This is a genomic window from Ignavibacteriota bacterium, from assembly GCA_016707525.1.
Classification (GTDB): Bacteria; Bacteroidota; Ignavibacteria; order UBA10030; family UBA6906; genus JAGDMK01.
Genome location: JADJHP010000003.1, coordinates 371,905 through 397,645, shown reverse-complemented (window position 1 = coordinate 397,645; position 25,741 = coordinate 371,905). Strand labels below are relative to the sequence as shown.

The window sequence follows — 25,741 nt, the reverse complement described above, 5'->3', positions numbered from 1 at the left end:
CCCTTCCGCATCCCTGTCCGTACTTGCTCCGCGACCCTTCCTTTTGAAAAATAAAACCGTTTCACCCTTGATTTAATCAAGAATCCGATGCACTTTTCATGTGAGGGGGGCCTCCACAGCGGCAGCCAATCACGATCGGATCGTATTTCATGGGAACCTTTCAATTTTGGGACTGGTTTGCGCTCGGCGCATATTTCGCCATCCTCCTTGGCGTAGCATGGTGGGTGATCAGAAAAGGGAAGGATGAGACCGCAGACTACTTTCTGGCCGGAAGAAACCTCGGCTGGTGGCTGATCGGCGCGTCCATTTTTGCTTCGAATATCGGCTCGGAGCATATTGTCGGCCTTGCCGGATCGGGCGCGCGCGATGGCGTCACCATGGCGCACTATGAGTTCCATGGCTGGTGCCTGTTGGTGCTGGCATGGGTACTCGTGCCGTTCTATGCGCGTTCGCTCGTCTTCACGATGCCGGAGTTCCTCGAGCGACGCTTCTCCGTTCACTCCCGCTACGTGCTTTCCATCGCATCGCTGATCGCGTTCATCGTCACCAAGATCGCCGTCGGCATCTTTGCCGGAGGCGTCGTGTTCGGCACGTTGCTCCCGGAGATGCAGGTCACGATCGCCGGGGTCGTTGTCGACAGCTTCTGGATCGGGTCGGTCCTGGTGATCGTGCTGACCGGCCTCTATACCGTCCTTGGTGGCATGCGCGCTGTCGCCTATGGCGACGCGATCCAGGTGGTCATCCTGATCATCGGTTCGGCGCTACTCACGATCTACGGTCTCATCGAGCTTGGCGGATGGAGCGAATTGAGGCTCATTGCCGGATCGGAGATGTTCAATCTCTGGAAGCCGCTGATACCCGTGGGCGTTGAGGGTACCTGGTCTCCCGTGATCGAGTACAACCGCCGGTGCGCTGGTGAAGCAGGCGTGGTACTTCAACACCGAGTTCCCGTGGCTGGGCATGGCGATCTGTGCTCCGGTGATCGGACTGTGGTACTGGTGCACGGACCAGTATATCGTGCAGCGTGCCCTGGGTGCTCCGAACGAAAAGATCGCACGGCGCGGGTCACTCTTTGCAGCGATCCTGAAGCTCTTCCCGGTCTATCTCTTCATCATCCCCGGACTGATCGCGTTCGCTCTCGCAAAGAGTGGCAAGGTTCCCGGCCTGGAGGTCATGTATGACCCGGCAACGGGGAAAGCGACAGAGGCCGCACAGGCGGCATTTCCGCTGCTGGTCCAGCACCTGCTCCCGACCGGATTACGGGGGATCGTGGTGGCAGGGCTGCTGTCGGCTTTGATGAGTTCGCTGGCCGGCGTGTTCAATGCATCATCAACGCTGTTCACGGTGGATATCTACGAGAAGCTCCGTCCGAAGGCGACAGAGGCCGAACTGGTCCGGATGGGCCGGATCGCGACCGTCGTGCTGACCGTGATCGCTCTGGCATGGATTCCTGTGATCAAAGGTGCGTCGGGGTTGTACGTTTACCTGCAATCGGTGCAAAGTTACCTGGCCCCACCGATCTTTGTGGTCTTTTTCTTCGGTGTCTTCTGGAAGCGGCTCAATGCGAAGGGTTGCCTCTGGGCGTTGATCATCGGATTCGTGCTCGGGATCTTCCGTCTGCTGGTGGACACCCCCGTGACGCTGGGGATGAAGGATGTGTATGCCCCCGGGAGCATGTTGTGGATCGTGCAGAACATCAACTTCCAGTACTTCAGCATCCTGATCACACTCGTCTCGGCCCTCGTCATGGTGGGCGTGAGTTATATGACGGCGGCACCCGACTACGCGAAGATCCAGAACCTGTCGTTCGGCACGCGGACAGACCAGCACAAGCTGGATTCGGCCGCAAGCTGGGATTGGCGCGATATCGTCACATCGGCCGTTGTCCTCGTGGTCATCATCGCCGGATATCTGTACTTCGTCGGCTGAGCGAAACGCATCTTGACATAGGGCACACCCTCCCTGAGGAGGGTGTGCCTTTCTTTTGGATCGAGTCCTTGCTCCATCGGGACCACGGGCGATTCCGCACGGGCGCAAGATTGACTCTCGCGAAGTTGCGCCGTACATTGAAGAATAACGGTTTGCGATCCGATCAACTGCCTTTAGGGGGGCCCATGAAGCGCATCGCTATTCTCCTTACCGCCCTGTTCCTTGCCACACCGCTCACCGCTCAGTACGTGTCATTCTACGTCCAGCATCCGCAGCAGACGTGGAAATACGGCACCGGGACGATCAATAATGCAACAGTCGTCCTGCGTCCCCACGGGGCATTTCTCCAGTGCGACCTCTACCTGCTCTTTTCCGCAAAGGGTCTCAACTTTTCCAGCGCTGATAGCGTTGAGGTGCAACTGAACTTCCCACTTCCCGCCGGCGCGGCGGTGACGGACCTCTGGCTCTGGGTCGATCAGCAGACTGCGGGACCATCCTCGACCGCTGGACCGCATCAACATCTGAAGGATCGTAGCGGAGACGACCCCGCCTTCCGCCCCCTTACAAAGACCGGATCCTCCAGTTACTCCCTCAGGGTCTATCCATTGCCCGGCGATGCTACGCGGCGGGTCATGATCCTCATGTGATCCCGATGACCTGGGCGCGCCTCTTCGGGGGCTTGAATATCTTGAAGGCCTCCCGGTATGGCCCGCCGATGTTCAGAGTGCGTTATAAGCCGGATAGCCTGTACAACGCCGCGAGGATCAACGAGATACCCGGGATCCAGTTCCAGACGGTCACGGACTCCGCCTCAGGGGCAGTACTTCAAGCAGAGTTGCCATCAACGGCCTTGAACGCACTCGGCCAGCTTTCCGTCTCGATGGATCGACCTTCAACTGATTCCGTCTTCCTCTCCGTGTTCCGGCGCGGGAACGAAGGCTTCTACCAGTTGGGCCTGACCCCATCGACGATCATGGACTTCGTCGCGCCCCGGAAGATCGCCGTCGTTGTGGCCTATGACAGTCTGGCGACGAACGTTCGGCCGCCCACGTTCCGGCTTCCACGGTCTGAACTCGATCTGCTGTGCACTGCCGAGGATTCGCTTGCCGTCATCTTCGCAGGAAAGCAGGGTCTGCAGAGGGTCAATGAAGGCTGGCTCCCCGGCTCTTCAGATGGGATCGAATACCTCTTTTCCCGGATCGACGAGTACCGGCTATCGGGGACATCATCATTGAAGGCTCTTCTTCTCGATGCAGGAACTTTCATCAGTGAGTACGGCAACCGCGGTACGATCCTTCTTGTCTCCGCATCCGCCGAGTACACCGACCCGCTCAAGGCGAACCCTGTCCTGGCGGAGATCCGACAGGGACTGCCTGCGGATGCGACAGTGAACATAGTGAGCTTCGCCGGCCGTAAGTAGCACGCCATGTGAACAGGGTCCTACTCGCAACGATTATCTCTTTCTGAACCTCAGTGACATGACCAAGGGTATATTGTCGCCGCGACATCCTACACTGTGGAATTTGCACCGCTGTTGAAGGGTGTCCTTCCGTATCTGCGTGGCACGATCGAAGCACTGGATGTCCACACATCCGTTGCCGATGGCCTCGCAACGGCACGGTATCGGGTGTCTGACCAGAGCCTGGCCCTCGACGCTTCGTACATTCAGGTGGGGAGGTTCTACGGTGATCTGCCGTTCGAGGTAGAGGTGGGAATTCTACGGGGGGGGGTGCCTGAGGTCAAGCGATTCGTCATTCCGGACTCGCCACGACGAACTGGCGATTCCACTCTCGCGCAGGCCTGGGCCAGCGCACACATCGCGTTCCTGGAATCGCAACCCTCAACACCTTCCCTCACACAGCAGATCGTCTCACTCAGCGTCCGCGAGAGGGTACTTTCGAAATTCACCGCATTCCTGGCACTCGAACCCAATGATACGCTCCCAGCCTGCAAAACGTGCCGGGATGAATCGGGTGGCACGACGGCAGTTCAGGACCCGAAGGCTGTGTTCTTACCCAGGATTCCCTGCTCGCAGTCTACCCCAATCCGTTCAATGCGTCAACGGTGATCAGTGTGCGGCTGCCTTCGGGTGTGAAACCTGACGAAGTGAGTCTGCGCATCTATAACATTCTTGGCCAGCTCGTCCGTACCTTCGATACTGCCGGGTTGGATATGGCTGCACCGACGCGCGTGACGTGGGATGCCCGCAATGATCACGGGGCGGCGCAGTCCTCCGGTACCTACCTGCTGGTGTTGCAGTCGCCGAAAGGCAACATGGTCAAAAGGCTGTTGCTCGTCAAGTGACCCGGATGACAGACCGGGCGCATGTCATCATGCCGACCCCACAACGGTCGTGGCTGCTGACATTGATATCTCGATCCTTTGTGGTACATACGGTGTGTCCTGGCGAAAAGGTGTTTCCCATGCAATTGCGTCGTCAATGGAATTCCCACGTATCATCGCTCCTCCTGATGGTGGTCCTGTGCCTTGGGATCACGACAGCATCCGGTCAATTCGTGCAGCGTGGTGACAAGCTGCTGGTGCATGGAAGTACCAGCGACCCGCGTCAGGGTCTCGATGTCGACGTCTCGGGTGATGGAAGAACGGCCGTGATCGCGGGGCCGGGTGACAACAACGGCGAGGGCGGCATCTGGGTCTTCGTCCGGCAGAATGATGCCTGGGTCCAGCAAGGTGGGAAGCTTCTCGGAGCAGGGGCTGAGGAAAACGCCTATCAAGGCGCATCGGTCGCGATATCCCATGATGGAAATACGATCATCGTGGGAGGGACGAACGACTCCTACGGGACAGGTGCCGCTTGGGTCTTTGTCCGATCGGGCGGGACATGGGTGCAGCAGGGGAGCAAGCTCGTCGGGTCGGGTGCGACCTATCGGTCGAATCAGGGAGGGGATGTTGCCCTTTCTCACGATGGGAATACTGCCCTGGTTGGAGGCTATGGCGACTCGAACCGTGTCGGTGCCGTGTGGGTGTTCGTCCGGAGCGGCGGGGTCTGGATCCAGCAGGGATCCAAGCTCGTGGGGTCCGGATCCGCTGAGAGGCCTGCGCAGGGAGGCAGCATCGATCTGTCCGCAGATGGGAACACCGCGGTGGTCGGTGGGAGCGCTGACAGCACCGAGATCGGGGCATTCTGGACATTCACGCGGAACGGAGATACATGGTCTCAGATGGGTGAGAAAGTGGTCGCCCCGGGAGGCGTGGGGATCCAGTACCAGGGTTGTGATGTGTCGATCTCGGCTGACGGAAATACCGCCCTTATAGGCGCTAACGGCGATAGCGGCCTGACGGGTTGTGCACGCGTCTACATGCGGGAAGGGAATGCATGGGTGCAGCAAGGCGAGAAGCTCGTGCCCTGGGATGTCGGCTATCACTCGGGGGTCGGGTCTTCCGTGGCGCTCTCAGATGATGGCAATACTGCGGTTGTCGGGGCAATGCGTGACGATAGTCAACGAGGTGCGCTCTGGGTATTCAAGCGCGATGCTGGCGCGTGGAGCCAATACGGCATCAAGCTTGTCGGAACAGGAGGGTCCTGGGATGCCCGCCAGGGAAGGGTCGCGATCTCCGGTGACGCTACGACGGTGTTCTCAGGTGGAGTATGGGACAACAGCGGCATCGGCGCGACATGGGTATTTGTTGACCGATCGATCGATGTGACAGTCTCCGACCCCCGGTCAGCCGACCCCGCAGGTGCCGGCGGCCTGGTGCGACTCTTCGCTGAAGATGGAGAACTTGTGGCATCGGGTGCGACGAATGATTCGGGAAGAGTGTCGTTCTATGCGGTGGCGCCGGGTACCGGGTACACGTGCAGCGTGGACTGGCCCTCTCCTGATACGGGTGCAGTATTCGACACGACGTACTGGGGATCGCTGGATGGCGTTACTCTCGTCAGCGGCAGGACCACTTCGGTGCTCTTCGAACGGAATGCCCCGCGCCTCGACTCGATCGATGTGCTGGATGCGGGCTCGGGGGTCAGTGTGCGTGGATCCGTTGTGCATGCGGGTTTCCCGCTGCGGCTCAGGCTCACGGTCACCAACCCACACGCGGAACGCCCGGCACATGTTCAGGGGCGGATCATGCTTCGCACCGATTCTACCGGCGGATACCCTTTGGTGCTTGCCACAGAAGAACGCGACCTGATGCCGGAATCAACAGGGGTCCTGTCGGTTATCCTCACCCCCACCGCGGAAGGGGCGTATACCGGAGCCGCAGGAGTGATGACTGGAGTGCCCGGCGGGCTGCGGGTTTCCGATGCGTTGGAGTTCAGATCGACGCCACTCTTCACCACGGTGCTCCCGCCCTTGCCGGGCGTGCCGCTCCTGGCATACCCGGAACCGGATGTGCCGGACCAGGCGGTGGACCTCCAGCTTCGCTGGCATCCCGCACAGACAGCTGCACGATATCACGTGCAGCTTGCGACAGATTCGACATTCGCTGCGGGCTTGCTTCTGAATGATTCGACGATCACGGACACTGTTCGTCAGACCGGCGCACTTCCCTTCTTCACGTTGCTGTACTGGCGAGTGCGGGCGGTGAATCTCACGGGTGCAAGTGCGTACGGCCCGGTGTGGGCATTTCGTACAAGGGTCGACACTCCCGCTACGCCGGTGCTCAAGACACCCCTGCGCGATGCGGTGGGGCTGCTCTCTTCCGTTGAGTTCCGATGGTACGCCACGCCGGGCGCAGAGCAGTACCATATACAGCTTTCGCCGGACAGCGCCGCTTGGTCCGGACCCCTTGTTGATGACTCCCTGGTTACGGATACGAGTCTGGCGGTTCACGGTCTGAGGTACGTACAGGCCTATCGCTGGCGTGTCCGCGCCAGGAACGCGTCGGGCGCAGGTTCGTGGTCGGAGGTCAGGGGCTTCCGGACCCGCGAGACGGATCCGGCGATCCCTACGCTGATCGCACCAGCAGATGGTGCGTCGACGGGGGACAGTACGGTACATCTGGCGTGGTCGCGACCGGAAGGGTCTCAAGGATTCATCGTTCACCTCGCTCCGGAATCACTTTTCACACCGGGTCCGGCGCTGCGCGAGATCGTGTCGTCTGATTCTACGGTGAGCGTTCGGGGCCTGTCGTTTGCGTCACGCTATTGGTGGCGTGTGACCGCCCGGTTTGACAGCAGTGTGTACGGCCCCACCTCTCCGGCATGGACCTTCATCACCGGGCTTCCGGTTCCCGGGGCAGTGCAGTTGTTGCAGCCGGCCCGGGATCTCGTCATTGCACGGGACACGCTGACATTCGTATGGCGAAAGGCCGGGCCTAACGTGTTGCGGTATTGGCTGGAATACGCGATCGACTCGACGTTCGTCGTGAAGGCTGTAGATTCACTCGTCAGTGATACTTCCAGGACGGTGGCCATTCCGGGCAATGGTCTGAGGTACTACTGGCGTGTGCGCGCGGGGAATCCCACCGGGTGGGGGGTGTTCAGTGAGGCCCGCACGTTCACGCGTGCTCTGGTGGCGGCCGGGAGGGACGGACACGACATCCCGGAGCGCTGGGTCCTTGAACAGAACTACCCCAATCCTTTCAATCCGTCGACGACCATCCGCTACGGGCTTCCAGTCCGATCGCATAGTCGGCTGGTGGTGTTCAACACGATCGGCGAGGAGGTCGCAGTGCTTCAGGATGGTAACGAGGACGCGGGATATCACGAGGTCAGGTTTGATGCCAGCGGGTTGCCGAGCGGCGTGTACCTCTGCCGGATACGTGCGGGGGCATTTGTTGCGACGACCAAGCTTCTGCTTGTGCGGTGAAGCCGGAGGTTCGGGTGACGGTGGGCGCACCCGGTTCCTGTTCTCCTCCGGACGGCGAGGAGAGAGAAGTGATCGCCTACGCAGTTGACTTCGCCCCGGCGACCGTGAGCCTGCCACGGTTGCGCCATCTGAAAGGGACCTTCGCTCCGCCAGGCACGATATCGCCCCGCGCACGGGTACGCTGTGTCTTTCTGCTGATCGTTGCCGGCGTCTCTGCCTTCCCGCTGAGAGCGCAAACCGTGACTTCTCCGTACCTCAACGATCCCGATCTTGCCATCGGGTACGTCGATAGCTGTGCCCGGTTCTGGATGAAGGCGTATGATTCCGTGCAGGGCGGCTTCTATATGAACATCGACCGGACGGGGAATCTGATCCGCTCCTGGGGGACCGGGAAGAACCCGCTGAATCAGTCGAGGGACGCGTACGGTTTTCTACGTGCCTATCAGATGACGGGAAAGCGGGAGTATCTGACCTATGCCCGGCGGGCTCTCGATTTTCTGCATCGGTCGGGTTGGGATGCACGGTATGGCGGGTGGTACACCGAAGTGAATGCTGCCGGCGTGGCCTCGAACCCCACGGCGAACAAGACCGCATACAATCAGCACTATGCGATGCTTGGCATCACCGCATCCGTGGAAGTGACAGATGACAGTCTGGACCGTGCGATGCTGAACCGGAGTCTCGCGCACATGGAGGCGCGTTTCTGGGATGCGCGTCCGGGTTCCTTTGGCTATTACGACAATACCCATGCGGATGGGACGCAGCCCTCGGGGAAGAGCTTCAACGCAACGGTTGATGCCGTGACAACGCATATGCTCTCGCTCTACCTCATGACAGGCTCCTACGTCCATCAACAACGTCTCGAGGCCCTGGCGGACAATATGGTCGATCGCTTAGCGGCATCGGCGGCGACGCAGGCCGCGGGGTTTGTGGAAGGGTATGACGCTGACTGGAACCCGGATCCGGGGAACACCATGACGATCATGGGGCATGTGCTCAAGACGGCATGGTGTTTGGCGCGGATGCAGCCGATCTGGCCGGATAATGGGCGCCTGGCAGTCGCGAAGCGACTGGTAGAGTTGGTGTTACAGCAGGGGTACGACCAGCAGAACGGGGGACCATACAAGGATTATGATCGGGTGACGGGGCAGATGCTGATGTGGGGGCAGGCGGACACCGCAAAGGCATGGTGGCAGATGGAGCAGGCGGTGACCGCTGGACTGATGCTGTACGCGGCCGATCCGGTGTATCTGCAAATGGCCGACAAGACCCTGAACTTCTACATGACCCATTTCGTGGACCACGTCTACGGCGATGTGTATGAGAACCGCACGAAGTATGGCGGGCAGATCTGGGACACGAACAAGGGGAGCAGCGGGAAAGCGGCGTATCATTCCATCGAATTGGGATATTACATCTACCTCTACGGGCATTTGCTGCTGCAGAACGATCAAGCGACGTTGCATTATGCCTTTCGATCCTGTCGCTCATGACCGTGTCATCATTGTATCGCCGGTGAGTATCCAGACTCAGGTCCTGAAAGTGACACTGGATGGTGTCCCATGGGCGTGGTGGACGGGTGGCAACAGTCTGCACATTCCGGCGCATGTGGGTGGTGATTTCGCTGTGACGTTCAGGCGATTCATTGCGGACGCCGGCGATGGCGCTCATGCAGATTTTCCGGACCGCATGCGATTGGAGCAGAATTATCCCAATCCATTCAATCCTTCAACCACGCTCACGTTTGCGCTTCCCATGGAGGCAGGGCAGTGATCCGCGTGCATGACCTGTTGGGCAGGGATACGCCTCGGTCTTGCGATCAGGAGGCGGATTTGACGGCTCGACGCATCGTTCGTCTGGAGGTGATGGTACGCGTAGAATGGCCCTCATGAAATAGGTGCGGGCGCGCCTTTCCCCGAGAATCTACTGGGTCTCCCGACCCTAGATGTCTCGGGGGCATTGGGAGTCCTGGAGAATTGCGAGGAGGCACCATTGCAGTGATCTGATATCACGGTGGAAAAAGCAACGGCCAATTGAGATCGCTGCTTCTTCCTATAATGCGGACGAGACGTCAGTCTATCACCATCCGACACTGTCGCTTTCGGGAAGGGGACATAGAATGGCGACCCCCGACGAGGCTTGTCAAGTGATTTGGCGGATCCACATCTGGCGCCAGTCCTTCGTGCCGTAGACCTGTTGTGATCGGAGCCGGATGCGAAACCGATAGGGAACAACTCCACTGGTAAGGGTGACCGGCGATCGTGACCGCCGCCCGGTGGCGAAGTATCTCAGCTTCGACGAGACAACCGTGTCGGAGCGTGGACCGAGTGCCCGGAGGAAGACCCTGGAAGAAAGGTGGGGATCAAACGCCCTTTACCCGTCACAAGAGGACATCGACCGGAGGTCTCGCCTCAGGAAGTACAACTCGGCCAGCTCGCCGTGCTGACGGACTGGAAGAGAGCCCAATATGAAGTGCTGTGGCTCTGAACGTGCGGAGAGCTATCTTCCCTTCAGGCCGCGCTGCCAGCGGCGCATCGTGTCCGATCGTGGCCCATTTGCAGGATAGCGCAGGGGATGGCGGGAAGGCTATGAGGATCTCCTCCGGAAGATTCGTATTTTGAAGAAGACTTCGGGAAAGCCAATTGCTATTGCAATAGGCTGAGACGTGCTTTCATCTCACTTCGAATCCCTCGCTCTCCGCAAATCCATCGTAAGCGCCAATTTTTCAATGGGTTATGATCCGCCGGATCGTCAGTATGTCGAAAGCGTGCCCATTCTACACCCCTTTGGACACGTGAGGTCCGCGCTCCCCCGGTCAGTCGATATGCCCATGACCCTTCCCCCGGTCTCGCTCCGGATCCTCCCGCTCACCGGTTGACTGCTCAGTCTCCAAACGGCCTTTTGATCGCCCCGGTGTCCCACCGGTGGAGATAGTCCTTCGTGACTTTCCGTACAAGCCCCCCCAGCAACAGCAGTCCGATGAGATTCGGAACGGCCATGAGCGCGTTGCCGATGTCCCCCATATTCCAGACGATCTGTAGATGCTGCCCTTGCAGAGGACGGCGCCAAAGAAGACAAAGACGCAGAAGATGTACCGGTAGGGCATCACGCTCCTGATGCCCCACATGTAGCGTGCCCCCTGTTCGCCGTAATACGACCACCCGATCAAGGTCGTGTAGCCGAAGAGGAAGCTGCTCACGCTGACGATCCATCCCCCCAGATCACTACCGAGACCAACGGCGAATGCGCTCTTCGTCAATTCGGTGCTCGTCAGTCCGGTCGTGTGCGGATGAAGATCGGATGCAAGAATGACGAAGGTCGTCATGCTGCAGACGATGATCGTATCGATGAAAGTCCCCATCATAGCGACCATGCCCTGCGCGGCCGATTCATTTCCCTTCGCGGCAGCGGCCGGGATGGAGCACGACCCGATGCCCGATTCGTTCGAGAGCGTCCCGCGCGCCACGCCGTAGCGGATGGCTTCCTTCACCGTGTGCCCGAGGAATCCGCCGACCATCGCTTCGTTCGTCAGCGCAGAACGGAGTACGATCATGATGATATCCGGGATGACAAGCACATTGGTGAGGATCACATACATGCCCGCACCCATATAGAGAACGATCATCCCCGGGACAAGGCGCTCTGCGACCGCAGCGATGCGTTTGACACCGCCAATGATCACGATGCCCACCAGGATCGCAAGTCCGATCCCGGTCCCGATGAACGGGATCCCGAAATCGCTGTTGAGCGCAAGCGCGATCGAATTGGACTGCGCCATGTTCCCGCTCCCGAAGGTCGCCATGACGATCACGGCGATCGAGAACCAGAGCGCGAGGAACTTGCCAAATGCCTTCCAGCGGATGCCATCGCGCAGATAGTACATCGCGCCACCGCTGTACGTCCCGTCTTCGTTTCTCACCCGGAAGTGGAGGCCCAGCATGCCTTCTGCATACTTCGTGGCCATCCCGAAGACCGCCGTCATCCACATCCAGAACGGAGCGCCCGGCCCTCCGCTCGCTATTGCTGTGGCCACACCCGCGATGTTCCCATTACCGACCGTCGCCGCCAGCGCCGTCATCAACGCCTGGAACGGCGTGATATCTCCCGTCCGTCCTTCCATCTCTTCCTTGTCCCTCCCCCGGAACATCAGCTTGAACGCCAGACCCAGCCGGCGGATCTGAATGAAGCCGGTCTGGAACGAGAGATAGATGCCCGTACCGGCGAGCAGGAGGATCACGACCGGCCACCAGATGTTGTCGGCGCCGATCGTCGAATAGTGCAGAAGCAGATCAAGGAACTCAGTCATCTGGTGTCTCCGGGTCGGTGAAGGATCAATTATTCAAAGATGCCGGTAAGGTTCAGAAGCACGGCGGCGATGATCAGGGGACACACGAAGCGAAGCATGAACGACCAGCCGGGGATGAGCGCCGAGTAGCGCGGACCCGCGCCAAGCTGGAGTTCCTCCGCGGCCTTCCGCGTTCCCCATATCCATCCGACGAGGATCGCAAGGAGCAATCCGCCGAAGGTCAGAGAGAGGTTGCCGAAGACGAAGTCCATGACGCCGAGGAAGTCACGTCCGCCGAACCAGTCGATGGAACTCAATGCGGGAACCGTTCCCTGCGAAAGGGCACTCGGCAGGCCGATCACAAAGACGATGGACGTGACGATCGCGACGGCCTTCTTCCGGGACCATTTCTTCTGATCGACGAGGAACGCGACGGGCACTTCGAGTAACGAGACCGTGGACGTGAGCGCAGCGATCGCCAGAAGAATGAAGAAGAAGACACCGACGATCGTTCCGCCGGGCATCATCTCGAAGATGCGCGGAAGAACATTGAACACGAGACTCGGGCCCTGTGTCGGTTCCTGTCCGACCGAAAAGAGCGCGGGAAACACCACCAGCCCGGCAAGGACGGCGATCAGCGTGTCGGCCAGTGCAACGCTCGCCGCGGAAATGGCAAGATTCTCCCGCTTGGAGATGTAGCTCCCGTACGTGATCATCGCCCCCATCCCCAGGCTCAGCGAGAAGAACGCCTGTCCGAGTGCGGCGAGGACGGTCGATCCGGTGATCTTGCTGAAATCAGGCTTGAGGTAGAACTCCACGCCCTTCGAAGCGCCTTCAAGCGTCAGCGCGAATGCGATCAACCCGAGAAGGATGAGGAAGAGCAAAGGCATCAGGATCTTTGACCACCGCTCGATGCCGCGTTCGACACCGCCGACGACCACCCCCGCCGTCAGCAGGAGGAACAACGCGAAATTTCCGATCTCAATGGCCGGGTCCGCGACGAATGAGCCAAAGCTCGAGCTGGAATGGGCGATCGTGCGGAAAATGTAGCCGACGGTCCAACCGGCGATTACCGCATAATAAGAGAGGATCGCCGCGCCGGTGATGACGCCCAGATAGCCGACGAGCGGCCAGAACCGGGATGTCGTGATCGCGCGGATCGCACCGACGGGATTCAGGGCCGTGTGGCGTCCGAGCGTCAGCTCCGCGATCAACACGGGGACCCCGATCGCGAAGACGCACGCGAGGTAGACGGCAACGAAGGCAGCGCCGCCCTGCATGCCGGTCACATACGGAAACCGCCAGATGTTGCCCAGCCCGATCGCCGATCCCGCGGCGGCGAGGATGAAGCCGGTCCTGGACGTCCAGGCGCCCCGTGTACTCTGTTCCATTCGAAGCTCCCAGCAGGTTGGAAACGCATGAAGTATCGTTGAGTATACAGATTTCACGTCCGAGAATCAATGAAGAACCCTCCCCCCCCGGACTATATTCGTGAGACAGAATTTTGTATCATAGGAGAGTCGTACCACGGGCGGAAGGGTTTACGCGATCCATGAGGGGAGAGTGATCGTGCATCTTCTGCCATATCAACCACTGTCCCTGCTGCTGGAGTAGGACGAACGGAGGGGTACGAGCATGCCTGCAGCCGATTTTCATCCGGACTATCGCCACCTGGAGCGGGTCCTGCATAACCAGCGTCCGGAGAGGCTGCCTCTCTACGAGCACCACATCGACAGGCCGTTCATCGAGAAGGTGGTGGCCCGTCAGATCGGGTCCCCGGGCACACGTCCGGCTGACCTTGCGCACTACTACACGCAGATCATCGGGTTCTGGAAGGAGATGACGTACGACGCCTTCGACTACGAGGCGGCGATCTGCGACATCCTGCCCGGGCACGGTGCGATCATGGGAGGGATGGCCGGGCCGATCCAGACACGGGAGGACTTCGACCGCTACCCGTGGAATGAAATTCCAACGCGTTTCTGGCAGATCTACGGGCCGCACTTTGAGGCGATCCGCAACGTCCTCCCCCCGGGAATGAAGGCGTACGGAGGCTGCGGCTACGGCATCTTCGAAGGAAGCCAGGATCTGGTCGGCTTCGAGCATCTGTGTATCATGCAGTATGAGGACCCCGAGCTCTTCCGGGACCTCTTCCTGCGGATCGGTGATCTCTGGGTGACGCTGTGGACGGGCGTCGCGGAGAAGTACGCCGACCTCTTCGTCTTCTTCAGGATGGGGGACGATCTGGGCTACAAGACGGGGACGATGCTTGCTCCCGAAACCATCAGGCGGCACATCCTCCCTCAATATACAAGGGTGATCGATCTCGTGCACCGCTCCGGGAAGAGATTCCTCCTCCATTCGTGCGGATGCATCTTCCCCGTGATGGAGGACATCATAGGTCTGGGCATCGACGCCAAACATTCCAATGAGGACCAGATCGCTCCGTTCGACCGGTGGGTCGAGAAGTACGGCGATCGGATCGGGCTGTTCGGAGGATTCGACCTGAACCTGCTGGTTCTGGAGACACCCCAGACGGTCTTTGAAACTGTCCTGGAGAGGGGAAGGCAATTCCGCGCGAGAACGCAAGGGTATGGCCTGGGCTCAGGCAACTCGATCCCGGAGTACATCCCTGTCGAGAACTACCTGGCCATGATCGAGGCCGCGAAAGAGATCAGAAGGCGCGAGGTGGCTGGCGCCTAGCGCACGGCTCCCGAAAGGAGCACAAGCGCGGACACGAGGTGCATTTCCTCGCGGTGTACAATGCCGGGATCCTGGGGATATACGGCCCTGGCTGGGCAACGACAGTTCTTGTGGACAACGATCTGGCGGCACGCTTCAAGTTGTGAACGTCGCAACACAATGGTGAAGAGCCGTCCGATGGAACCTTGACAGAGGAAGGCGTCAATGGTATATTGTCTCGTCAAGAGTGGCACTGAGACATTCCGGTGTCCGAACAGTGTCCGATCATCGGAGAAGACCGGGGAACGCTAGGGTAGTGGCGGGAGGCCTGATCTCCGACAAGGACTGTCTTCATTACCTGGAGCCATCCACGATGCGCCTTCCCTGGTTGTGCTTTGCTGTCGTGTTGCTCGTGGCCTCGCCTGCGCACCCACAAACGTCCACCGCGCGAATCACTCTGCCCAATGGCTGGAGCCTCACCCCCGCGGGCACGCAGCTTACGCTGGGCGACCTTCCGTTGAATTGCGCCATCTCCCACGGAAAGACACTGCTGGCCGTGACGAACAACGGTCAGAGCCGGCACTCGCTGCAACTGGTCAACCTGAAGGCCGGGCGCATCGTGGCGACGGTACCCATCCCGAAGGCCTGGTTTGGCCTTGCGTTCGGTGATGACGACAGGACCCTCTACGCATCGGGCGGGAACGACAACTGGATCCTGCGCTACGATGTGGGGAAGGATACGATCACGATGCGCGATACGCTTGTCCTCGGCCCGCCCTGGCCCCGGCGCATTTCTCCGGCCGGGCTTGCTGTGGACGAAGACGGTGGACGCCTGTACGTCGTGACCAAGGAAGATAGTGCGCTGTATACCGTGGACCTCGCCTCGAAGCGCGTCGCGCACAGAGTTCCGCTCGGTGGCGAGGGGTATACCTGTCTGCTTTCCGGTGACCGCACAAGAGTGTTTGCATCATGCTGGGGTGCGGACGTGGTCCGGCAATTCTCTACGAAGGATATGCGGGAGCTCGCAACGATCCGGGTGGGGGACAATCCGAACGATATGTGCCTCTCCGCGGACGGCGACCTTCTGTATGTCGCAAATGCGAACGACAACAGTGTCTCCGTGATCGATCTCGCCGCCGGACGGGTGATCGAAGCGCTGAACGCCGCCCTGTATCCCAACGCACCGAGCGGATCGACAACGAACAGCGTGGCCCTGAGCGAGAACGGGGAGACCTTGTATATCGCCAACGCGGACAATAACTGCCTCGCGGTGTTCGACGTGCGAACTCCGGGGAAGAGCCGGAGTCTCGGGTTCATCCCGACGGGGTGGTATCCGACATCGGTACGCATCGCCGGCGATGTGCTGTATGTTGCGAACGGGAAGGGGCTGTCCTCCATGGCAAATCCGTACGGCCCGAATCCGGCCGTGCGACAGCAAAAGGTGGTGTATCAGCAGGGGGATACCACGCGGCCGATCGGTGTGCAATACATCGGCGGGCTGTTCAAAGGGGCACTGAGCATCATCCCGATGCCGGATCAAGCACAACTCGCTGCGTATTCCCGGTCCGTCTATCAGAACACTCCGTACACGAAGGAGCATGAACGTCTCGCCGCGGGCGAGCCGGGGAATCCGGTCCCTCAACGTGTCGGCGATCCGTCCCCGATCACACACGTCTTCTACGTCATCAAAGAGAACCGGACCTATGACCAGGTGCTCGGTGATATGCCCGAAGGGAACGGCGACACCAGCCTCGTTCTGTTCGGCGAACGGATCACCCCCAACCAGCATTTGTTGGCGTGGGAGTTCGTGCTGCTGGATAATTTCTTCGTGGATGGGGAAGTGAGCGCGGACGGACACAACTGGAGCATGGGGGCGTATGCCACCGATTACCTCGAGAAGACATGGCCGACGAACTATGGAGGGCGAGGTGGCGGCTACGATGCGGAAGGTGCTCGGGGGATCGCGAACAACAAGCTGTTCATCTGGGACCAGTGCAGCGCGAAGGGCGTCTCGTACCGCACGTACGGAGAGTTCACGGATGGTACACGGGTGGGGATCAAGGTGCTCGAAGGCCACGTGTGTTCATCGTTCACGAGTTGGGACCAGTCGGTGCGCGACACGACACGCTTTGCGCAATGGAAGCGGGAGTTCGATTCTCTCGTCGTTGTGGGTGGGGTCCCACGGTTCAATACCCTCCGGTTCATCAATGATCACACCGAGGGTTTGCGGAGGGGGCGCGCAACACCGTTCGCCGCGGTGGCGGACAATGATCTCGCCGTGGGGTTGTTCGTGGAGTATCTCAGCAAGAGCCCGATCTGGAATGAAAGCGTCGTCTTCATCGTCGAAGATGATGCCCAGAACGGACCGGACCATGTGGACGCGCACCGGAGCACGGCCTATGTTGCGGGTGGGCGGGTGAAACGGCACTTCGTGGATCATACGCCGTATACCACCTCATCCGTCCTCCGCACGATCGAACTGATCCTGGGATTGGACCCGATGTCCCAATACGATGCCGGGGCGACTCCCATGTGGCGTTGTTTCACGGCGCAACCGGACCGGTCTCCCTTTGTCCATGTGCCGAACCGGGTGGACCTGGGCGAGATCAATCTGGCACTGAATGAATGGCAGCGGCGGAGCGAGGAATTCGATTTCACCATGGAAGACCGCGCGCCGGATGACGATCTGAACCGCGTTCTCTGGTTCGCGGTGAAAGGCGCGCACGTGCCATTCCCCGCCATCAACCGCGCGGCGTTCCTTTCGGTCACCCCCGGTGATGACGATGATGATTGACGGCGTTGCCACGACTTGTGGCTCTCGTACCGTCGCCGTACATTCATAGAGACTGAACCACGACGCCTCTTCCTCTGGAGAACCGATCCATGACGTCCAAAGAACGGATGATGTGCGCGCTGCACTGCGAGAAACCGGACAGACTTCCCGTCACCGTCCACCAGTGGCAGGGGTACCATCTCGATAAATATCTGAACGGCGCGACGCCCCTGCAGGCCTTTGAACGTTTCGGCATGGACGCCGCGGTGCAGTATTTTGAGGATATGGGTCAGTTCTGGCTTGTCGGGGCGGATTTCTCGAAGTTCTCCACGCCGGAATGGCGCGATGAAGTGACGGTCCTCAAGTCGGATCCCGAGAACCGCGTGAACCACCACAGAATCGTGACACCTGAAGGGGTGCTCACCTATAAGACGGCAGGGGACAGGAAGACCACCTGGATCACGGAATACCTCATCAAGCACGACGAGGATATCGAACTCATCCGCAAGTACATGCCGGTCCCTGCGCTTGATCCGGCGCCCCTGGCCCGGGCCTATGATGAGGTCGGCGATAAAGGGATCGTGCGCGGGTTCGTCTGGGGGGACCAGGCGGGTTGCTGGCAGCACGCCGCGTGCCTGATGGATATTACGGAGTTGATCTTCAAAGCGATGGATGAACCGGAGTGGGTGCATCATTTGCTGCAGGTCCTGCTCGAGAAGAAGCTGCGTTTCGTGGAGGGGATGAAAGGCGCGAAGTTCGACGTTGTGGAAACGGGCGGCGGCTCGTCCTCGTCTACGGTGATCTCCCCGGATCTCCACGAGAAGTTCTGCCTGCCGTATGACCGCACGTTGCACGACGCTTTGCACGCCCACGGGTTCACCGTGAGTTATCATACGTGCGGGGGCACGCGTGGTATCGAGGATCTGATCATTGCGAACGGCGCCGATGCCTCAGAAACCCTGGCTCCGCTCAGTATCGGCGGCAACCAGGAACCGTGGGAGGTGAAAGCGAAAACCGGGAACAGGATCGCACTGATCGGCGGCATGGACCAGCATTCCGTACTCACGCGCGGCTCTCACACCGAGATCACTGCTCAGGTGGAAACGCTGTTCACGAGGGTGGGCTATGACGGCGGGTACATTCTTTCCTGCGCCGACCATTTCTTCGAAACGCCACTTGAGAACATCGCCGCGTTCGCTCAAGCGGCACGGGCGTGTGTGTACTAGGCTTCCACGTCACAAGGGACGCTTCGAGCACAAAGTGGCTCATCATCAGTGGCACTGCGACATTCCCGTGCCGACACCCTCCCCGATCATCGGGGAGGGCCAGGGAACGGCAGGGAAGTGGCGGGGGACCGGATCGCGGATGGGCCACGTGAACCGTCGCACAGGAGGCATCGTGCGCCCACTGCCGGTTATCTCACCAGCAGCATGCGCCTGGTGGTGGAATACCGCCCCGCCATGAGCCGGTAGAAGTATACCCCGCTCGGAAGTTGCGATCCGTCCATCCTGACCGCGTGATATCCCGCCTGCCGTTCGCCGTCGTCGAGGAGTGCCACCTGTTGACCGAGCACGTTGAAAACCGTGAGCGAGACGTATGACCGTGCTGGCAGGGTATAGCCGATGGTCGTGGAAGGGTTGAATGGATCGGGAAAATTCTGGTCCAGACGGAATTCATCGGTTATGCGTTCCGTTCCCGGATGCACTGCCGTTGTCAACTCCGACAGCGCCCGTCTCCAAATGCCACCGTGCTTGTAGCCAGCATAGACATGTGTCGGCGAACATGCGATTGCCGTCACCCACGTGCTCGTCACGGTCGGTGTTGATGACCTCCAGTGTGCTCCGTTGTCGGTGGACAGGAAGAGGCCGCTGTCCGTTCCCGCGAACACAAAGCCGCTCTGTGCTTCCATGGTTCTGATGTACCTATCGGGGATGCCCTCGCCAGCGTCATGCCAGCTCGTGCCATGGTCTGTCGAAGCATACAGTCCACTATCGCATACGGTAAAGACGGTGCCGCCGGCGGCAAAAAGTATTCCGACGACGGACGAAAAATGAGCATGGCGGTGTGGAATGCCTGAGTCGACAGCAGCCCAGCTCGCACCGCCATCTGTCGTACAAAACACACCGCCTCCGTGACCGACCACGTCATTACGGGTCGCGACAAAGAGGCTCGTGTCAGAGATCGCGAGGGCGTTCACATCAGAACTGAAATCTCCCAGCCTGACCCCACGCGTCACCCTGCCGTCGTTGGCTATGCCGAAAATGCCCCCGGACGTACCTGCGTAAAGGACAGTGTCGGAAACCACAAAGGCGCGGACAGCATATGGCAATAACCGGTGATCGATCGTCGTCCAGCCTGTGTCGCTATGTGTAGATATGTAGACTCCTGGACCCCCGGCAATGATCGTCTTTTCTCTCATCGCAATGAGATTGATCCCCTTGGCGTCCCATCCTCCTCCGATCTGGGTCCACTGATCGCCGTTTGCAGCGGAAAGAAATATCCCTCCTGCATCGGTGGCGGCGAGCAGAGTTGCGCCGGAGACACCGAGTGCGCTGACGACGACCGGTGGCATGCCTGCATTGCCCTGGACCCAACGCATGCTATTGTCTGTAGATCTATAGGTCCCGAGCCCGCTCGTCCCGGCAAGGAGGTTTGGGCCGGACACGGCAATTGCATTGACCGTTGCTGTCAGTGAATCCCGGCCCGCACCCGTCCAATGAGCGCCATTGTCGGTTGTGGAGAACACGCCCCTGAGGGTGCCGGCAAAGAGGACGCTATCCCTGGCGGCGAGGCAGTTGATGCCTTTCTGTTTCAGACCAGCATTGACCTCCGTCCAGCTCGACCCGTTGTCGGTAGAGAGGAAGACGCCTTCTTCCTCGGTTCCGGCAAAGAGTTTCCCCCCGCCGGCATGCAAAGCACTGACAGCGTACCTCCAGCCGGTATAGTCATTGAGCCTCTTGAATGTCCAGGTTGCTCCATGATCGGTTGACAGGTAGACGCCAATGCTGTCGGAACCGGCGAACAGACAAGAATCACCCGAGGCAATGCAACGGATGAAGCCGGTAGACCACTGAGGCATCACGGGGAGTCCTGCGCTGGCGGCCTCCCAGGTCGTGCCGCCATCGACAGACACGAAGATGCCATAGTTGGTGCCGGCGAAGACCGAAGAATCCACGACCGCCAGAGCGGTGGGCTGTGTCCACGCCGGCAGGGAGTCGGTCGGCTCCCATGTCGTACCATTGTCTGCCGAACGAAAGATCCCTTCGCTTGTTCCGGCAAAGAGATATTGTTCCATTGTGGCGAGGCAGGATGCGCCCCTGGCTGTGAGACCTGCATTGACCGCCGTCCAGCTTGCGCCATTGTCGGTGGAGCGGAATATGCCGTTGCTTTGCGTGCCCGCAAAGAGATACGTGCCGTGTACGACGTAGCAGTTGATCGTACATCCATACGGGCCGTTCATGAGTTGCCATTGCGCGGATGCATACGGATTGAACGTGCCGATGGCAAGGGCGAAAAGGAAGAGTCGGGTTCTCATTGTATCCCCCCGCAGTGAAGATGAGAAGCATAGGATGAGCCAGGGGGTCGTCGGGTGGGTCCTGGAACCGGAGTGGAGGTGGGGATCCAGATGGGCGGCTCGATGGCTGTACAAACCATCAGTAGCTTACCTGTATCAAATATAGCCCGGCATGTTGGCAATGTCAATGGGGTTGAGGGGCGGACCATTCGCTATTCGGTGCGTGCCTGAACCCGGCCGCCTCTTCACTGGCGTAGGGACGGATGGCAAAGGCTGCGCCTTGCCCCATATCCACGGCTTTGCCTGATCGCGTCTGGAAGCCATACCACTCTTCTGCTCTCAGACCAGCCGTAGGCCTGAATGCACCCGATACGACGCCCGGGGGAACTATATCGTGTAGTATTGACGTTCATGACGGTACACCGCTTCGTGTGGGCATTCAGCTCTGCTGAGTGGTCGCCGCCCACGGCCCAATCCGCTTGGCTTTTCGCGTGTGCGATCAGATTCCGCAGCTTTCAGGAAGTGCTTGCGGAACTCACCCAGGTCGATCTGTACAGTGCAAGTCACAAGACTCACATCGATCGTCGTATGTTCCGGTCTTCTCAAACCATACTGGAGTTCTCTATGTCAAAAACCATGACTCTCCTTGCCATCTGCTGCCTCGTTGTTCTCGCCGGCTGCGGTGCGTCCCAAATGTCGTCGTACACTTCCAAGAATGTCGCAACAGAATGGAACATCACTGCAACCAAGTCGGCCGTCACCAACGTGATCACCATCGCCATCAATGATAGCGTGGTCGTTTCCGACAAGCCCGCCGCGTTTGCGAACACGATTGAAGGAAAAGGGACCTACCGGGGACATGCAGTGCACTTCTTCTCGGTGTACAATAGCGGGGTGCTGGGGATCTTTGGCACCGGCTGGGAAACGACCGTCCTTGTCGACAACGACCTGGCGGCACGCTTCAAACTGTGAACCGGAGATGGCCTGACCCCTGCATGTGATCCAGGAAGTTGAGGAAGGGATCGCAAGTAAGGGGGAAACCCTTCCATGCGATGAAAACGAAAGGGGGCATCGCTGCCCCCTCTCGTCTATCCGTTCGGCAGGATCGGCTCCCGCTCCCCGGCATCGAACATCGTCGGGAGCAACGGACGGTAAGCGTCCACAGATGGACTCGCCGGTCTCAGCCCTGTATCCGCATCTGCAGTTCCTGTCCAAGCTTCAACACAAAATCGCGATCCCTCCGGGCGTTGTTAAGAACGGCCTCCAGGTTGAAGTCCACGGGGTTCTCAACCACACAATCCTTCGTGAACTCAATGCACAGGTATCCGCTGAATCCCTTATGGGCAAGGGCCCGGGTCAGCCTCCTGTGGTCCAGATCTGCATTCTCGAGTAGCTCCATGGAGTCCCCTTTGCGCCCCTGGTAGTGGACATGGATCACGTCTGCTGCTACGAGTTCGTAGTCCCGTATCGCCTGGTTCGTGTCGCGCAGATCGAATGGCTGGAAACAGATCTTGAATCTGTCACTCTGCACATCCTGCATGAACCTCCGACAGGACCCAACGGTATCGAATAAAGTGTTCGGATGGGTCTCGCCGGTGATCGTAAGATCAAGAGATTCCGCCCGTTGTGTCATCTGCTTCATGGCTTCAACGGAGAGTTCGTACTCCCTGGGAGTGATGAGAGCTGAATCCCGGCTGCCCGCGAAGACCTTCACAATGTCCGCACCCAATATCTTCGCATAACTCAAGAGCCTGTTGGTTCTCTCGCCTTCCCTGCGACATTCTTCCCCCCCGACATGCAGCTGAGGATAGAGTCCGACCACGGGGAAGGATACTCCCAGAGAATTGCCGGCTGCACGGATCGCGCTGATCTGTGCCTCTGTTTCTTCAGAGATATGATGCTGCCAGATCTCAACGAAACGAAACCCGGTCTGAGCAATGGGCGCGAGAAGTTGCTCGAGCTTGTGGAACGGGACCTTTTCCTTCGTCCATCGATGCGGGTCAAGAGCTATGGAGTTCAGGACGAGCGTGACCATTCAGAACTTAGCTCCCTGGATAAGACCACCGGCGATCGACGCGAGCGGCTTGGTCAGGCGCTTCGACAGGATCATTGCCACCCCGATGATGAGCAGCAGTCCGCTGATCCCGAGGTTGACCCCGATGTTCGTCCTGGTACCGGGCACGGCCAGGATGAGAAGCGTCACTCCTGCCAATCCAACCGAGATCCATCCCACGAGGGGAAAGATGTTGGCCTCTTTTGCGCCGGTGGAGAGGACTTCCTTGACAACATCGACCGGTCTGTCCAGTCTGTCGAAGAAAGCGTTCACTTCAGCCTGCGATGCCTGCAGATCTCTTCCGAACATGGCTGCAAATCGATATGTCAGTGCGAAGTACGCGAGTGCTGAAAGCAGAAGCCAGAAGTGGGCCGACACCAGGAACTCCGTCCAACCAGCCATCAGGCTGCCTGCGAAGGTTCCGGGCGACAGGTCCGGATTGTGGTTGGCAAACAGGAAGAAGAAGTAGAGAACGACACTCAGCACCAGGCTGATCGCCAGGGCAGACATACGCCGTGCGTTGTACATCCGTCCCAGAGGATAGGAAGCGACGACAAACAGGAGTGTGATGGCCACCGTGATCAGGAACTGTTCCCCCAGCGAATAGTGCAGCACAAAGCGTGCGAGCGACGCCATCAATGCGCCTGCGATGACGGATGCCATGGCGGACCAGCGCGAGATCTTTCTGGTCATGATCCCCAGCAACACCGGTATCGCGCTGGGAACAGCCGTGAGTCCAAAGAAGATGGTGCTGATCGAGAATATCCCAAAATCGCTGTGGATGATCACCAGTGCAAGGAGGATCGCGATCAGGGCGAATACCGAGACAGAGATGCGACCCACGCGAAGCGTCTGCCTTTCCGTGGCGGCCGGCCTGAAGCGATTCTTGTAGAGGTCGATCGAAACGATCGAGGATACGGTGTTCCAGACTCCGCTCATGGAGGACATGGATGCTGCCATCATGGCGGAGAGGAAGAACCCTACAATACCAGCGGGCATGTAGCGCAGCACCACTGCAATGAAGACATTCTCATCTGCCTTGGTGACACCGGCGAAGTACCCGAGCATGGTGATGTCGGGCCACAGCACTTTCCCGATCAGCGGGGGGATGCCGAACAGGACAGGGGCAGTCAGGAATAGAACGAACGTGAACCATCCGACCTTCATGGCTTCCTTCTCGTCGCGGACGCTGTAGTAGCGCTGGGCCTTGTCGCCGACGGCATTGCCGAAGATGTTCGCCGCGATAAGCCCGAGCAGATACCAGTGGTCGTACATGGTGCCATCCGGCAACACGTGATGAAAGGTCAGCGGCTGGACCTGCCGGAGCAGGTCTCCGGCCGAACTGAACTCCCCTGACAGAAGGACGGCCGGAAGCAGTACCACGCAGACGGCGATCAGGATCAGGAACTGGACGACGTCCGTAATGCACACCGCCCATAAGCCACCCATGAACGTGTAGAGCATGATGATGATCCCGATGACGACGATCATCACATCGATGGCGACCATGGATCCGGGGAAGAGCGTGGGCGCACATATCTTGCTCAGCGATGCCAGATGATGGGCCGGCCAGTAGAGCATGGCCAGTGCCATGTACACGCTGAAAAAGAGATGCGTGGGTCTGTTGAACCGTGTCTCAATGTACTCGACCGGAGACGTGACACGGGTTCTCCGCCAGCGTTTGGCCGACATCAGGAAGCCGATCAGGAACGCAATGCTCCATGTCAGAAAGTACAACAGGCCAAACCAGCCCGTGTGATACACGAAGCTTGCCCCGCCGGTGAAGGTCCAGGCAGAGAACATGGTCATGTAGAGCGAGATACCCGACACCCACCATGGGATGAGGTTGCCTCCAATGAAGAAATCCTTCCCCCCCTTCATGAACCGGCTGAAGTAGACCCCGATGCCCAGCATGGAGACAAGATAGATACCGATGACCACGTAGTCGACAGCAGGAAGGCCAAACGTCATTTCAATTTCTCCTCTCCCGAAAGCTGCTGGCACGAACGGACGAATTCCGCCGAGGTCGAGGTGTATCCCAGAAATGCCTCGACGTGCCGGATGATGGCGCGCGTGACGGTCTGATCATCCATCGTGTCGTGATACTCCATCGCCGCGGTGCCGTCACGCAACAGAACGATCCTGTAATTCCTGTACAGGGCATCGGTCAGCGTGCCGAGAACGCAGGCGTTGGCTGCGAACCCCACCGTGATCAGGTTCTTGATCCGGAGATTCCGCAGGAGGGTCTCCAGGCAGGTCTCGAAAAATCCGCTGTACATCTGCTTCTGTACGATGTACTCTCCGGGCCCTGGTTCGACCAGGGTGCTGAAGCGGAATTCCACAGGATCGGTCTCCCACCGTTCTTCCACCGTGAGGCCGTGCGTCCTGACAAGGATCGACCCGAACTCACTCTTCTGTGTCGCCACCATCTGGTTGGAGTTGTTCAGATAGATGATCGGGATCCCGATCCTGCGGGCAGCCTCGAGCGCAGGCTTCACATGGCCGACCATGACCCGGCGCTCCACCTCGGTGGACCCTCTATAGAAGAGCGCGGGCCTTTCAGGTTCCGGCTCACCCGGACTGTACCCCAGCCCATAGACGTCGATCAGCATGAAGGCCGTCTCATCGCATGGCAATTCCAGGATCTCTTCGGCGTGCCCGAGGTACTCTTCGGGTGGGTACATCCGGTAATACCTGCCCGGGATGCTCAGGTTCATTGTCATTCTCCTTGTTC

General features: G+C 59.4%; 15 protein-coding genes and 2 pseudogenes. 11 read left to right on the top strand and 6 right to left on the bottom strand.

All coding sequences use genetic code 11. The features are described from left to right. The first annotated feature begins 149 nt into the window (after positions 1-149). The 7 genes and pseudogenes from IPI01_07720 (at position 150) to IPI01_07690 (ending at position 9,473) form a co-directional block, all read left to right on the top strand. A pseudogene (locus IPI01_07720) lies at positions 150-1,929 on the top strand (sodium/solute symporter). A gap of 185 nt (positions 1,930-2,114) precedes the next feature. Then, positions 2,115-2,576, top strand: a complete 462-nt coding sequence (locus tag IPI01_07715; GenBank protein ID MBK7257677.1) for a hypothetical protein — start codon at positions 2,115-2,117, stop codon at positions 2,574-2,576. Beyond that, entirely contained in the window at positions 2,573-3,349 is a 777-nt protein-coding gene (locus IPI01_07710) for a hypothetical protein (protein ID MBK7257676.1), read from the top strand. The genes IPI01_07715 and IPI01_07710 overlap by 4 nt, the downstream gene beginning before the upstream one ends. A gap of 653 nt (positions 3,350-4,002) precedes the next feature. Further along, a complete protein-coding gene (locus tag IPI01_07705) occupies positions 4,003-4,233 on the top strand; it encodes a T9SS type A sorting domain-containing protein (protein ID MBK7257675.1) in 231 nt (76 codons plus the stop codon). A gap of 119 nt (positions 4,234-4,352) precedes the next feature. Next, entirely contained in the window at positions 4,353-7,700 is a 3,348-nt protein-coding gene (locus IPI01_07700) for a T9SS type A sorting domain-containing protein (protein ID MBK7257674.1), read from the top strand. Positions 7,701-7,768: 68 nt separating this feature from the next. Further along, positions 7,769-9,193 carry an AGE family epimerase/isomerase gene (locus IPI01_07695; GenBank protein ID MBK7257673.1) on the top strand — a complete coding sequence of 475 codons (1,425 nt, stop codon included), beginning with the start codon at positions 7,769-7,771 and terminating at the stop codon, positions 9,191-9,193. Between the two features lie 22 nt (positions 9,194-9,215). Next, a complete protein-coding gene (locus IPI01_07690; GenBank protein MBK7257672.1) occupies positions 9,216-9,473 on the top strand; it encodes a hypothetical protein in 258 nt (85 codons plus the stop codon). A 1,109-nt stretch (positions 9,474-10,582) separates the two neighbouring features. Here IPI01_07690 and IPI01_07685 read toward each other — a convergent pair. Together IPI01_07685 and IPI01_07680 are read right to left on the bottom strand one after the other, a co-directional pair. After that, positions 10,583-12,006, bottom strand: a pseudogene (locus tag IPI01_07685) (sodium:alanine symporter family protein). Positions 12,007-12,035: 29 nt separating this feature from the next. Further along, positions 12,036-13,376 (bottom strand): sodium-dependent transporter, encoded by a 1,341-nt coding sequence (locus IPI01_07680; GenBank protein ID MBK7257671.1) that lies wholly within the window; start codon positions 13,374-13,376, stop codon positions 12,036-12,038. Between the two features lie 244 nt (positions 13,377-13,620). Between IPI01_07680 and IPI01_07675 the strand changes: the two genes are divergently transcribed. From IPI01_07675 to IPI01_07665, 3 genes are all read left to right on the top strand, one after another. Continuing rightward, positions 13,621-14,688, top strand: a complete 1,068-nt coding sequence (locus IPI01_07675; protein ID MBK7257670.1) for a hypothetical protein — start codon at positions 13,621-13,623, stop codon at positions 14,686-14,688. Between the two features lie 352 nt (positions 14,689-15,040). Continuing rightward, complete coding sequence (locus IPI01_07670) at positions 15,041-17,461, top strand: bifunctional YncE family protein/alkaline phosphatase family protein (protein MBK7257669.1); 2,421 nt, start codon at positions 15,041-15,043, stop codon at positions 17,459-17,461. An 89-nt stretch (positions 17,462-17,550) separates the two neighbouring features. Then, complete coding sequence (locus IPI01_07665; protein MBK7257668.1) at positions 17,551-18,666, top strand: hypothetical protein; 1,116 nt, start codon at positions 17,551-17,553, stop codon at positions 18,664-18,666. A gap of 188 nt (positions 18,667-18,854) precedes the next feature. Here the strand turns inward: IPI01_07665 and IPI01_07660 are convergent, their stop codons facing one another. Further along, positions 18,855-20,975, bottom strand: a complete 2,121-nt coding sequence (locus tag IPI01_07660; GenBank protein MBK7257667.1) for a T9SS type A sorting domain-containing protein — start codon at positions 20,973-20,975, stop codon at positions 18,855-18,857. Between the two features lie 603 nt (positions 20,976-21,578). Between IPI01_07660 and IPI01_07655 the strand changes: the two genes are divergently transcribed. After that, the gene (locus IPI01_07655; GenBank protein MBK7257666.1) at positions 21,579-21,926 is read left to right on the top strand and encodes a hypothetical protein; all 348 of its coding nucleotides are present in this window, start codon (positions 21,579-21,581) and stop codon (positions 21,924-21,926) included. A 208-nt stretch (positions 21,927-22,134) separates the two neighbouring features. On the opposite strand, the gene IPI01_07650 is transcribed toward IPI01_07655, so the two are convergent. From IPI01_07650 to IPI01_07640, 3 genes are read right to left on the bottom strand one after another with little or no spacing between them, the layout of a single operon-like run. Continuing rightward, positions 22,135-22,989 (bottom strand): sugar phosphate isomerase/epimerase, encoded by an 855-nt coding sequence (locus IPI01_07650; protein ID MBK7257665.1) that lies wholly within the window; start codon positions 22,987-22,989, stop codon positions 22,135-22,137. After that, positions 22,990-24,978, bottom strand: a complete 1,989-nt coding sequence (locus IPI01_07645; GenBank protein ID MBK7257664.1) for a hypothetical protein — start codon at positions 24,976-24,978, stop codon at positions 22,990-22,992. Then, positions 24,975-25,724, bottom strand: coding sequence for a cysteine hydrolase (locus IPI01_07640; GenBank protein ID MBK7257663.1), 750 nt, complete (start codon positions 25,722-25,724; stop codon positions 24,975-24,977). The genes IPI01_07645 and IPI01_07640 overlap by 4 nt, the downstream gene beginning before the upstream one ends. Positions 25,725-25,741 lie beyond the last annotated feature (17 nt).